The sequence below is a fragment of the Enterorhabdus sp. P55 genome (assembly GCF_009911695.1).
In the GTDB taxonomy this organism is placed as follows: Bacteria; Actinomycetota; Coriobacteriia; order Coriobacteriales; family Eggerthellaceae; genus Enterorhabdus.
In genome coordinates this window covers 37,945-50,852 of the sequence record NZ_QWKK01000002.1, presented here as the reverse complement: position 1 = coordinate 50,852, position 12,908 = coordinate 37,945, and the positions used below count along the sequence as shown (strand labels likewise).

The window sequence follows — 12,908 nt, the reverse complement described above, 5'->3', positions numbered from 1 at the left end:
CCAGCTACCAGGAAGGCCCCCGGAGAGTTGACTCTCCGGGGGCCTTCGTCATCCTAGCGGCTGCAGAGGCTGCAGGGGCGCGTCTTACCGGCGGCCTGCGCATCGGCTGCCGCCCCGCTCTTGAGGCCCGTGGCGCCGGTGAGGCTCTGGCAGCCCTTGTCCAGGTGGTAGACAACGTGGTCTTTGTCCGACCACCAGACAGTCTTGGTGGAGCCCACATCCCCCGAGCCGGTGTTCGTCGAGGAGCCAGCGCCCGCCGTGCCGTGCTTGGGAACCCACTTGCCATCGGCGCCTACCCAGTAGTCATCGATCCAACGGCTCACGGCCATGGTTCCGTCGGCAGTCAGGAAGTAGTTGCCGATCCAGGCGTTCTCGACCCGAGCTCCCGAGGCCTGGAGATAGTACCATTTGCCGCCGATGTTCTTCCAGCCCGTGGCCATGGCGCCCGAAGGCTCCAGGTAGTAGGACGTCTTGTCCAGCTTGAGCCAGCCCGTGGCCATGGCGCCGGAGTCCTTGAGGTAGTACCACGTGCCGCCCGGATTAACCCAGCCGGTGGCCATGGCGCCCGTGGGATAAAGGTAGTACCACGTACCGCCCACGGCCTTCCAGCCCGTGGCCATGGCGCCCGATCCCTCTAGGTAGTACCACGTGCTGCCGTCCTTGGCCCACCCCGTGGCCATGGCGCCGGAGTCCTTGAGGTAGTACCATTTGCCGGCATCCTTCACCCAGCCGGTGGCCATGAGGCCCGACTTGCCCAGGTAATACCACGCACCGCCCAGGTTCTTCCACCCGCCAGACGCCATGGCGCCGGAGGGATCCAGGTAATACCAGCCCTCGGCGAGCTTGAGCCAGCCGGTGGCCATGACGCCGTAGGTCTTGGCGTCGTCGGCATTAGCGCCGAGGTAGTACCAGGTGCCGCCCACGTTGGCCCAGCCCTTCACCATGGCGCCAGACCCCGCCAGCAAGTACCACTTACCGCCCTGGGACAGCCAGCCGGTGGCCATGTAGCCGCTCGCGTCGAACCAGTAGCGCGCGCCATCCACGACCCGCCAGCAGGAGACGGGGTAGGTGCCATCGCTGTTCTTGTACCACCAGCCGCGGGCGTTCTTAACCCATGAGCCGGGCAGCGCCACCTCGTTGCCGGCGCTACGCTTGATGGTGAAGGTGACCGTCTTGATGCCATCGTAGTCGCCCACGCCCACCACGCTCACCACGCCCGTGCCGGGCAGGAGGTTGGAGGCGTAGTCGACGCGGTAGTCCACGTCCTTCGCGAGCGTACGATCGTCCACCTTGACCGTGACAGCCGGCACGATGGCGTGGCCGGTGTACTCGAATGTCGTACCACCCGCGAGGCTGAGCGTCGCACCGGCCAGGGACACGGGCTCGGGTTTGGGCTTCTCCTCGCCCTCGCCGTCCTTGTCGCCCTCGTCCTTGCCCGCATCGCCGGCCGCGTCGTCGGCGGCCGTCGCAGCCCCAGCTTCGCCGGCTGCCGGCTGCGCCTCGTCAGCGAAGGCCAGCGCAGGGCATAGCCCGAACGCGAGCAACGCCGTCAGCAGCAGGCCCCAAAGCCGTCTTGTCTTCATACGTCCTCCTCCGTCCCCGCGCCACGGCGCGGCATCGCGAAAAAGCTCTCTGCCCCATGATACCGCGAAAGACACCCTACCTCCTCGAAAGGGCGCCCCTATCATCGGCCCAAGGCCTTTCCTCGGCTCAAATTGTTCATTTTTATAAATCCCATTTTGTTTTTGAACAGATCGCTCTATACTGACGAAATTGATTTCAAATATTGAACACGCATTGCTCAGACGCATGCAGAAGGAGGAAACGAGGCCCATGGCCGAGAGGGAGCTTCAGAAGAACGAGTTCGCCGTCCTGGCCGCGCTTGAGCGCGAACCAGGAGCATCCCAGCGTGAGCTGGCACGTCGCACGGGGCTATCCGTGGGGACGGTCAACGCGGCGGCCAAGGCGCTCGAGGCGTCCGGCCTCACCGCGGAGGGCTCCCCCACCGATGCCGGACGCGCCGCGCTCGCCCCCTACCGGGTGGAGAACGCCGTCATCATGGCCGCGGGCATGTCCACCCGCTTCGCCCCCATCTCCTACGAGAAGCCCAAGGGGCTTCTGCGCGTGCGCGGCGAGGTGCTCATCGAGCGGCAGATCGAGCAGCTGCGCGAGGCGGGCATCGACGCCATCACCGTCATCGTCGGGTATAAGAAGGAGTACTTCTTCTACCTGGAGGACAAATACGGGGTGAGCATCGTAGTCAACGAGGAGTACGCCTCGCGCAACAACAACTCCTCGCTCATGGCCGTGCGCGATCGGCTCGGCAGCACCTACATCTGCTCGTCGGACGACTACTTCACCGAGAACCCCTTCGAGCCCTATCAGTGGAAGGCCTGCTACTCGGCAGCCTACCAGGAGGGCCCCACTAAGGAGTGGTGCCTGGAGATCGGGGCGGGCGATCGCATCAAGGGCGTCACCGTCGGCGGGGCTGACGCGTGGTACATGATTGGCCACGTCTACTTCGATCGCGCCTTCTCACGCCGCTTCGTCGAGATCCTCGAGGCGGAGTACGACCTGCCCCAGACCTCCGACAAGCTGTGGGAGGAGCTCTACGTCGACCACATCCGCGAGCTCGACATGGCCGTGCGCCGCTTCGCCCCCGGGGTCATCCACGAGTTCGACTCCCTCGACGAGCTGCGCGAGTTCGACCCGCTGTTCCTGGAGAACGTGGACTCCGAGGTGTTTGACAACATCGTGGACGTGCTCGGCTGCACGAAGGCCGAGATCCGCGACGTCTACCCGCTCAAGCAGGGACTCACCAACCTCTCCTGCCACTTCCGCACCGACAGCGGAGAGTTCGTCTACCGCCACCCCGGCGTGGGCACCGAGCAGCTCATCGATCGCTCGGCCGAAGTGGCCGCGCTCAAGCTGGCCAAGGAGATGGGCGTCGATGACACCTTCATCCACGAGGATCCGGAGAAGGGCTGGAAGATATCGCGCTTCATTCCCGATGCGCGCCAGCTCGATCCCCACGACGACGCCCAGCTGGCGCGCGCCATGGCCGTGGCGCGGGAGGTTCACAGCTGGGACGTGGCGGTGAAACGCTCCTTCGACTTCTTCGAGGAGGGGCTGCGCTATGACACACTCCTGCGCGAGCGCGGGCCGGTGGACGTGCCCGGCTACGAGGAGATGCTCGCCAAGGCCCGCCGCCTGCGCGAGCACGCCGCCGCCGACGGGGCCCCGCGCTGCCTCACCCACAACGACTTCTTCTACCTGAACTTCCTCTTCGACGCCGAGGGGGGCCTCGCGCTCATCGACTGGGAGTACGCAGGCATGGGCGACTACGCCAACGACTTCGGCACCTTCACCGTATGCTGCGAGCTCGACGAGGCCGAGGCGCTCGCGGCCTTGCGGCACTACTTCGGCCGCGAGCCAACCTTCGAGGAGATGCGCCACAACTTCGCCTTCGTGGCCCTGGCCGGCTGGTGCTGGTACCTCTGGTCGCTTGTGAAGGAGGCCGAGGGGGACTTCGTGGGCGAGTGGCTCTACATCTATTACAACTACGCGCGCAAGTACATGGACAAGGTCCTGCGGTGGTACGACACCGAGGCCATGATCAGCGAGGAGTAACCTATGAAGTACGGACTGACGAGCGGCATCCTCTGGGCCCTCGACACGGTGATCCTGGGCATCGCGCTCACGATGGCCCCCTACATCGACACCGTCGAGGCGCTGGCCCTGGCCGCCATCGTGAGCTCAGCCCTCCACGATGTGTTCTGCGCCCTATGGCTGTTCCTCTACATGGCGGTGCGCGGGCGCCTGGGAGACACCCTCGCCGCGCTCAAGACCCGCAGCGGCAAGGTGGTCATGCTCGGCGCGCTCCTGGGAGGCCCCATCGGCATGACCGGCTACGTGACGGCCATCAACAACATCGGCGCCGGCTATACGGCCATCATCTCATCGTTCTACCCCGCCTTCGGCACGGTGATGGCCGTGCTGCTGCTCAAGGAGAGGATGACCTGGAAGCAGGTGATCGCCCTCATGGTGGCTCTGGCCGGCATTGTCACCATGGGCTACCTTTCCGCCGACACCACCGTGAGCGGCGACCCGGTGCTCGGTCTCATCGGAGCCGCGGCCTGCGTCATCGGCTGGGGCTCGGAGGCCGTGCTGTGCGCCTGGGGCATGCGCGATGATGCCGTGGACAACGAGACGGCCCTGCAGATTCGCGAGACCACCTCGGCGCTCGTGTACTGCGTGGTGGTGCTGCCCCTGTTCGGCGCCTGGGCATGGACGCTCACGGTAATCCCCTCGCTGGCCACCGGCGTGGTGGCCCTGGCCGGCCTGGCAGGCGCGGTGTCGTACCTGTTCTACTACAAGGGCATCTCGGTCATCGGCGCCGCGAAGGGCATGGCGCTCAACATCTCCTACTCGGCGTGGGCCGTGGTGTTCGGCGTGATCCTGCTGGGCGCTATCCCAGGACCTGTGGAGGTGGCCTGCTGCGTGGCCATCCTCTGCGGCACCATCCTGTCGGCGAGCGATTGGAACGAGCTGTTCAGCCGACCGGCCAAGGCCCGAGCGTAACACTCCCCCACGGCCGCAAGACGCGCGAGAGGTCCCCGGCAGCAGCCGGGGACCTCTCTTTACCTGCTGACGTATCGCGAGAAGACGAGCGGTGCTAGCGGATCCAGCGTCCGTCGGCGCCTACGCGCCAGGGGCCGATCCAGGTGTTGGTGGCCATGGCACCGCTGCCGGTGAGGTAGTAGTCCCCCACCCACGTGCTGGCGGCCATCGCGCCTGAGCCGTACAGGTAGTACCACGTGCCGCCCAGATTGAGCCACCCGGTGGCCATGGCGCCTGAGCCATGGAGGTAGTACCAGGCGCCGCCGGTGCGCAGCCAGCCCGTGGCCATGGCGCCGGATCCATGGAGGTAGTACCAGGTTCCGCCCACGTTGGCCCAGCCCACGGCCATGGCGCCGCTGCCGTGCAGGTAGTACCACGCGCCGCCGACCCAGCGCCAGCCCGTGGCCATGGCGCCAGAGCCCTCAAGCCAGTACCAGGTGCCGCCCAGGTTGAGCCAGCCGGTGGCCATGGCTCCGGATCCGTGCAGGAAGTACCACGTGCCGCGGTCGTTTACCCAGCCGATCCGCATGGCGCCCGTGGCGGGGTCAAGGTAATACCAGGTGCCGCCGACAGCCACCCAGCCCGTGGCTCGCACACCGGCCGGCGTGCCGTAATACCACGTGCCGCCCACGTTCTGCCACCCCGGCGCGCACGCGGGCATCTGCGGCTCGCTGGGCGCTGGCGGCGTAGTGGGCGTCGTCGGCTTCGGCGGCGTAGTGGGGGTGGTGGGCGTCGTCGGGGTAGTCGGCTTATCGGGCTTGGGCGGGGCGGGTGCCACGATCTTGAACGTGGCGGAGCGAGACCCCTGGTAGTTGGCGCTTCGGGCCGTCACGGTCACGGTGGCCGTGCCTGCCTTGACGTTGTTGGCATAAGACACCGCGTAGTTGGCCGGATCGACCCGCTTGCCGCCGAGCGTCACCGTCGGCGCGGGCCTGAGGGCGGCACCGGTGTACGTCTGGTTGGGGATGGCGGCGATGGAGGCCGCCTTGAGATTGGCGCGGTTGATGGTGAAGGGCACCGTCTTCTTGCCCGTGTAGTGCCCCTTGCCCGTGAGGGTCATCGTGGCCGTTCCGGCGTTCACGTTGCTGGCGTAGGACACCGTGTAATCAGCGCCCTGGACGAGCTTCACGCCGCTCACGGTCACCGCGATGTTCTGCGTCTTGGCCGTGCCGTCATAGGTCTTGCTCGTCACGCCGGTCACCGCAGCCGAGGCAATGCTGATGGCGGTGGGCCCGGACACGTCGGGCGCCTGGTAGCGGCGCAGCGATACCGTGCCGCTGACCGAGTCGTAGGCGGCGCAGTACACCTTGTCGTCAAGCAGCGCGACGTCGGATCCGGAGGCGTTGGCGGCTACGCTCGCGCCGAGCGGCGTCCAGCGCGAGCAGTCGGCCGCCGGGGCATGGTAAACCCGCACCGGATTGAAGGCGCCGCGCTCCGTCACGGCAGCGTAGAGCACGCCACCGCGCGCGGCGAGCGAGGCGGTCATGGTCTTGGGAAGCGCGTCGCCCAGATTCGTCGTCTTGCTGCCGCTGCCCGCGACAAGCGACATCACCGCGGTGGCGCCGTCCTGGTTCGCGAGGAGCGCGTAGGTGGCCGATCCGCTCACCGCCGCGCTCACCGAGGTGGCAGACAGATCCCACAGGGTCTTGAGGGTCCACGCGCCGTCCTCGTGCGTCCAGGCGCCGGTTTTCTGCGAGGTGGCTTCATTCCTGGCGAAGTTCCCGCAGATCACGGTCGGCTTGCCGGCCACCTCGGCTATGACGGGATTCGTCGGGTGACCGCAAGGCGCGCCCCCGGCCTGCTCGCGCAGGGCCGATCCCTCAAGGGCGTAGAGACGCGACTGGCCGTCCGAACGATCGGCGAAGACGTAGACCTTGCCGCCCGCAACGCCGATGGCAGGCGTGCTGTTCGACGCCGCCACGCGGGCGACCTCGCGCCAGACGCCGCTTCCATAGGCCTTCACGATCAGATTGCTATGGTCGGAAAGCAGCACGTAGGGCGTGCCGTTCAGGACGCAAAGGCCGTAGGCGTCGGGGCCTTGGGCGATCACGCCCAGGCTCGCCCAGCTCGCGCCGTCGTAGGTGAAGAGCCGGGTCGTGAAGCTACTCGCCGTCCCCGCGGAGGTGAGCACATAGGCCTTGGAGCCGTCGGAGGTGACGCGCGCGCCGATGATGCCCGAGGTCGGCAGCGGGTTGGAGCCGTCGGCGTTCGTCACCATCTGCCAGATGCCCGATGCATCGTAGTCGGGATAGGCCACCTCGAAGGTGATCGAATCGGCGGCCTGGCTCTTCACCGTCACGACGATCCCCGAGTTCTGGCCGCTCGAGTAGGTGATGGCCCCGTCTGCGAGCCCCTTGTCCATCTCAGCGGTGCCGAGGCTCTTGCGGCCTGATGCGCTCAGCTGCGCGTTGCGCACGTCCCCCGCGCCGTCGCCGCGCACGCCGTCGTTCGCCGTGGTCTCACCGGGGCGGAACACGTAGACGTAGTCCTTATCGCCCTTGTTGCCGTTGCCCGTCTCCTTATGCGGCGGGTTCACCCGGTACACGATCAGGCCCGAGCCGCCGATGGTGCTCGGCGTGCCATCGGAGGTGTCAAGGGCAGATAAGTCGCCGATGTTCGTGTTCGCCTTGCGGAACTCCGCGACGAAATACTCGGAATCTGAGAGCGGAGACTTGAACATGACCGCCTGAGGCTTGCCCGAGCCAGGCGCGTAAAGCGTGTGGGTGCCCGCGCTCACTTCCCCGAGAGAGGCCCAGCCGCAGTCCTGGAGAGTGATGACGAGCGGCCGCATGAGCTTGGAGCCGCCGTGCTGGGCCATGATGTCCCACACGCCGACGGGCTTGCCGCCCGCACTCTCAACGAAACTTCCGGCCCGGTAGAGGTCCTTGGCGCCGAAGGCATGGATCGTCTCATGGATGACGGTGCCGGCACCCTGGAGGTGGGAGGTGTCCACCAACGTAAAGCCCACCGCACGCACCCGGCTACCGCCGCCTACCAGGTAGGTCTCCGAGCCGATGTCGGAACGACGAGGCCACAGCGGGCTCGCTCCGTCCTTGGGCGCGTCGTTGCCCACCTCGGGAATCACGAGCAAGTTGTCAGCGGTGCCATCGCCATCGCCATCGAGAACACCGACGTCAAAGGTTTTGTAGGTGGCGTTGAATGCGGCCACGGCATCGGCCGCGAGCACCTCAGAGCCGCCTGAGCCGAACTTCTCGTAATAGGCGCGGGAATTGGGCAAGGTGAGGTAGGCGACGCGTCCCGTCGCCTCATCAGCCTGAGGGGTCACCGACTTCAGGCGCACCTTGCCGCCCGACACCTCCTTGAGATAGCTGTAGAGCGTGGGGCTCGCCGCCGTGCCGGCAGGCACCCCGTTGAGGGTGGTGCCGAACTGGTAGCTCCACTCGGTGTTCGCGCTGTATCCGGGCCGGTTCAGCCCCGTATCGCCATCGCCGATGGTGTCGCCGGCGAAGCGCACCACCAAGACGAGCTGGTAGCGGTTGGCATCTTTGATGCCGGCGGGATCATAGGCGGGAGAAGTCGCGAAGGCGGCAAGGGGAAGCGCGAGGGCGCAGACAGCGCAAAGAGCAGCGAGCGCGCGGGTCAGGCGACGGCTCGAGGCAGCGCGCGGGCGACGCGCGCTGGAAACATGACGGGTCATCGTTCGACCTCCGTGGTGCTCGGGGGATCAGCTCCCGGCATTATACAACGGATTGCCCCCTCGCCACCGCACGAAAGCAGTCTGAGCGAGGGGGCAATCCGCAGCGTCCGGCAGCATCCGCCCGAATGCCGACGGGAGGGAGGCGTGATCGCAGGTCCGCTACCCTATCTCCGCCATCACGGCCAGGAGCTTCTTTCCGTAGCCGGCATCGGCAGCCCAGCCCTTCCCCTCGGGGTTATCGGGGATGCCGAGCCACTCCACGTAGGGCGCGCAGCCGCGGGTGACGTACTTGAAGCGCTCATCGACGCAGTCCTGCTTGAGCGGCTGGGCGCAAGCGTAGGCCTTAAGGTGCTGCACCTGGGCGCGCACGCCCGTGCGCACGTCGGGGAAGGAGTTGCCGGGCACGCCACCGCCCGTGGCCCCTAAGCCGGCGAAGTTGAACTGCTCCACCTTCACGTCGCCGCCGAACCGCAGCCAGCCGGTCTCCACCATCATCTGGGCGAACACCACGTCGGCGCGTACGCCCTCGGCAGCGGCCTCCTCCGTGACGATGGCGCAGAAGGCGGCGATGTCGGGGGCGCCGCCGCGCCCCAGGGCCTCAGCCGGGTAGACGATCTTCCCGCCGCTCGCCTTGGCCTTGGCCTCGTAGAGCGCCGCTAGATCGGCCGGCTTCACCTCGACCGTGCCCATGATGCCGGTGAGCGCCGGCTTGAGCGCCTCGGGCAGGTCGGGATCGTCCACCCACAAGCCCTTGGCGTCGAAGCGGTATTCCACTCCGCCGACGGTGCGCAAGCCGCGCGCCGCCGCGCCCGAGGCCTCCAGGTAGTACCAGGCGCCGTCGAGCTTGAGCCAACCAACGTGCATGGCACCGGATCCCGGCGTCAGGTAGTAGCGCTGGCGGTCGACCTCAACCCAGCCCGTGGCCATGGCGCCGGAGCCCGGCTTGAGATAGTACCAGGTGCCGCGGTCGTTGAGCCACCCGGTGGCCATAGCGCCGGAGGGATAGAGCCAGTACCACGTGCCGCCCTGGTTGAGCCATGCCGGACCGCGGCGCATGGCGCCCGACCCCTCCATGAAGTACCAGGCGGTTCCATCGTGAGCCCAGCCCGTAGCCATGGCGCCGGACTCCTTGTCGAGCCAATACCAGGTACCGCCCAGGTTGATCCAACCGGTGGCCATGGCGCCCGACCCCGTCAGGTAGTACCAGGTGCCCCCGCGGTTAAGCCACTGGCTGTGCAGCATGGCGCCCGATCCGTCGCACCAGTACCAGGTCTTGCCGTCAAGCACCCACCCGGTGGCCATGGCTCCCGTCGCCTTGTCGAGCCAGTACCAGGTGCCGCGATCGTTGAGCCAGCCGGTAGCTGCCGCGCCGCTCCCGTGGAGCCAGTACCACTGGCCGCCGATGGCCTTCCAGCCGCCGGCCTGCATGGCGCCCGACCCGTTCAGGTAGTAGCGGCAGCCGTCCACCTCCACCCAGCCCGTGGCCATGGCGCCGGAGTCCGGCTTGAGGTAGTACCAGGTGCCGCGGTCGTTGAGCCAGCCGGTGTGCATGGCCCCCGATCCGTTCAGGTAGTACCAGGTGCCGCCGACGGCCTGCCATCCGGTGAGCATGAAGCCCGACCCGTCGAAGAGGTACCATGCGCCGTCCACCTGGCGCCAGCCGCCCACGGCATAGCTCGTGCCGTCATGGTGCTTCCACTTGCCATTGACCTGCTTCCAGCCAGGGGTGACGGCCAGGCCGTAGTACTCGGCGATACCGCGCGCATCAGCCTGGCCGATGCGCGTCAGCGTCGCATCGCTGCGCAGGAGCACCGCGTCGCTGGCGTTGGTGATGAAGGCGTGCTCGACGATGATGCCGAGCAGGCCGGCTCGGCGGGAGTGGTAGATAACGCCATAGTAGTCCGAGGCCGAGCCGTCAGGGTACGTGCCGCCCGCCTCGGTGTTGCGAATCTTCGGGCCGCGGTTGGGCAGCCCCAGCCCCTGCAGCTCGGCCAGGATGCTCCGGGCGAGACCCTGGCCCCGCGCGTAGAGCTCCTGGTGGTAGGTCGCGTTGTTCGGGTGGTAGACCTCGGCGCCGCGCACGGCCACACCGCCGCTGTTGATGTGGAGGCTCACGAACACGTCGGCATCGGCGTTGAGGGCGCGATCGACGCGCTCGGCCAGCGAGGGGCACTCGTTCTCCGCCCGGGTGAGCACCACGCGGGCATCGTAGGACTGCTCGAGCTCCGCCTTGCAGGCCAAGGCGATCTTCCAGTTGAGGTCCTTCTCCTGGAGGCCGTTGCCGAGGGCGCCCGGGTCGCTGCCGCCGTGGCCGGGGTCAAGGGCGATGGTGAAGGGCTTGTCGGGATCCTCCTTGCCGTCATCGCCATTATCGCCGGCATCGCCGCCCGCATCGGCGGCGCTGGCGGCAGGAGCCGCCTTGTCCATCACGCGGGCGGAGGAGATGGAGCGGGCCTGGGCGCCGGGATCCTCCCCCTCCGCGCTTTCCGTGGCCCAAGCGGCCGAGGCGCCGAGAAGCAGCGCCGCCGCCATCATGAGCGCCGCGAAGGCGCCGGTCAGAGCAAGTCGATTCTCACGGGAGCGCAAGACGTTCCCCTTTCCTTCTCCTTGGCGCGCAGCGCGCCGTGTCCCCTAGCGTATCCAGCGGCCGTCGGCGCCTACGCGCCAAGGCCCGATCTGCGTGCTCACGGCCATGGCGCCCGAGCCCGTCAGATAGTAGTCTCCCACCCATGCGTTGGCCACCATGGCGCCCGAGCTGCTCAGGTAGTACCAGGTGCCGCCCAGGTTGATCCAGCCGGTGAGCATGGCGCCGGAGCCGCTCAGGTAGTACCACGTGCCGCTCAGGTTGAGCCAGCCGTTGGCGCGCATGGCGCCGGAGGCATCGCACCAGTACCACGTCTTGTCGACAAGCACCCAGCCCGTGGCCATGTAGCCCCCGGCCTTGAGGTAGTACCAGGTTCCCCCGACGAGGCGCCAAGCGTTCTCGACCACGGCGCCCGATGGCTCGAGCCAGTACCACGACCCGTTCACGCTGAGCCAGCCGTTGGCGCGCATGGCACCGGAAGCCTCCAGGTAGTACCAGGTCTTGTCCACCTGAGCCCATCCCGTGCGCATCTTGCCGTCATCGCCCAGGTAGTACCAGGTGCCGCCCACGGCCTTCCAGCCCTTGGCCATCTTGCCGCCGGACTCGAGCCAGTACCAGGTGCCGCCCTGGCTGAGCCAACCCCCGGAATGAGCCGCTCCCGAGGAGGTGAAGTAGTAGCGATCCTTGTCCACGTCAGCCCAGCCGACGCGCATCTTGCCATCGTCGCCCAGGTAGTAGCGCGACCCGCCGATGGTCTGCCAACCCTTCGCCATGGCGCCCGAGCTGCTCAGGTAATACCAGGTGCCGCCCAGGTTGAGCCAGCCGATTTCCATGGCACCCGAGCCGTTCAGATAGTAGCGCTGGCCCTCAACGTCCTGCCAGCCGGTGAGCATCTTGCCGTCCTTGTCGAAGAGGTACCAGCGGCCGGATATGTAAAGCCAGGCGGGCTTATCCGCCGCGCCCTTGAAGGGCTCGCCGTTCTGCTGGTACCAGTACCAGGTTCCGCCCTCCTGATGCCAGCCTAGGGGCTTTCCGATGTTAGCGCCTATCTGGAAGTCGAGGTCGACGTTGCCGACGATGCCGTCAACAGATCCTTGGCTTGTGCACTGCCACAGGTCATAGGGCTTCTTGTAGTCGCACCGATAGTTGTACTGGGCTACCCAGCGCGTCCAGCGATCAAACACCGGATCGGTGAGGAAGGTGTTGTACCAGTAGAGGTTCGCGTAGGTGCCGGCACGATAGCCCGCCGCCTCCACTTTCTCGCAGAACGCCTTGGCCATCTGTCCCAGCAGCGCCCGGTTAGACGTGGAGGCCATCGAGCTCTCCTCCAGATCGAAGTACACGGGGTAAACGGGCTTGTGGCCGCCCTTCTGGAGCTGGGCGATGATGTGGTCGGCCTCCGCCGTCGCATCCGCCACGGTCTTGCCGTAGCTGTAAATATAGACGCCGTAGGGAATGCCCAGGCGCTCGCACTCGGCGACGTTGCGCAGCCATTGCTTGTCCACCATGGGGAGGCTGCGGCGATAGCCCACGCGCAGGATGGCGAAGTCGATGCCATCGGCCTTGACCTTCTCCCAGTTGATGAGACCCTGCCACTCGCTCACGTCGACACCTTTGCGCGTGGCGTTGGGAATGACCTCGCCGCGGCTGTTCACGTAGCCGTCAGGCCCCTTCGACCAGGGAGCGAGGGCGCGCGCATCGTTGCTGAGGGTCATGATGGGCGCTTCGTCGCCTTCCACGGGAACGGGCTCGCCTTCCTGGTAGCGCCAGCTGGTGGGAACGTCGGCGTTGGGGTCAGAGACGTCGGGCGCAACGTCAGGCTCAACGGCAAGGGCCGCCGCAGGAGCGAGGGCGACGGCCAGAAGCGCAGTGATGGCAATGAGCGGGATTCGTCTGATGGCAAAATCCATGGTGAGATCACCCTTCTCCACGTCACGCAGGGCCTCGACGCGACTCCCCAGGAGACACGACGCGTAGGCTCGACGCGGCAAAGCAAGCGGGGGCGGACTGCATTTGGTCGACTACAACGTTTGACCCCCTCGGTGC

Annotated in this window: 6 protein-coding genes; 2 read left to right on the top strand and 4 right to left on the bottom strand. The window is 67.0% G+C overall.

Annotation, left to right across the window (positions count from 1 at the left end; all coding sequences use genetic code 11):
* Positions 1-53 precede the first annotated feature (53 nt).
* Entirely contained in the window at positions 54-1,583 is a 1,530-nt protein-coding gene (locus D1643_RS12125) for an N-acetylmuramoyl-L-alanine amidase family protein (RefSeq protein ID WP_160707604.1), read from the bottom strand.
* 250 nt (positions 1,584-1,833) lie between these two features.
* Here D1643_RS12125 and D1643_RS00585 point away from each other — a divergent pair, with 250 nt between their 5' ends.
* Both D1643_RS00585 and D1643_RS00580 read left to right on the top strand, forming a co-directional pair.
* A complete protein-coding gene (locus D1643_RS00585) occupies positions 1,834-3,630 on the top strand; it encodes a phosphotransferase (protein ID WP_160707602.1) in 1,797 nt (598 codons plus the stop codon).
* 3 nt (positions 3,631-3,633) lie between these two features.
* Complete coding sequence (locus D1643_RS00580; protein WP_160707600.1) at positions 3,634-4,581, top strand: DMT family transporter; 948 nt, start codon at positions 3,634-3,636, stop codon at positions 4,579-4,581.
* A gap of 94 nt (positions 4,582-4,675) precedes the next feature.
* On the opposite strand, the gene D1643_RS11680 is transcribed toward D1643_RS00580, so the two are convergent.
* The 3 genes from D1643_RS11680 to D1643_RS00565 all read right to left on the bottom strand — a co-directional run bounded on the left by D1643_RS11680 (position 4,676) and on the right by D1643_RS00565 (position 12,772).
* Positions 4,676-8,278, bottom strand: coding sequence for a hypothetical protein (locus tag D1643_RS11680; RefSeq protein ID WP_160707598.1), 3,603 nt, complete (start codon positions 8,276-8,278; stop codon positions 4,676-4,678).
* A gap of 159 nt (positions 8,279-8,437) precedes the next feature.
* Positions 8,438-10,864, bottom strand: coding sequence for an N-acetylmuramoyl-L-alanine amidase (locus tag D1643_RS00570; protein ID WP_160707596.1), 2,427 nt, complete (start codon positions 10,862-10,864; stop codon positions 8,438-8,440).
* A 45-nt stretch (positions 10,865-10,909) separates the two neighbouring features.
* Positions 10,910-12,772 carry a GH25 family lysozyme gene (locus D1643_RS00565; RefSeq protein WP_160707594.1) on the bottom strand — a complete coding sequence of 621 codons (1,863 nt, stop codon included), beginning with the start codon at positions 12,770-12,772 and terminating at the stop codon, positions 10,910-10,912.
* Positions 12,773-12,908 lie beyond the last annotated feature (136 nt).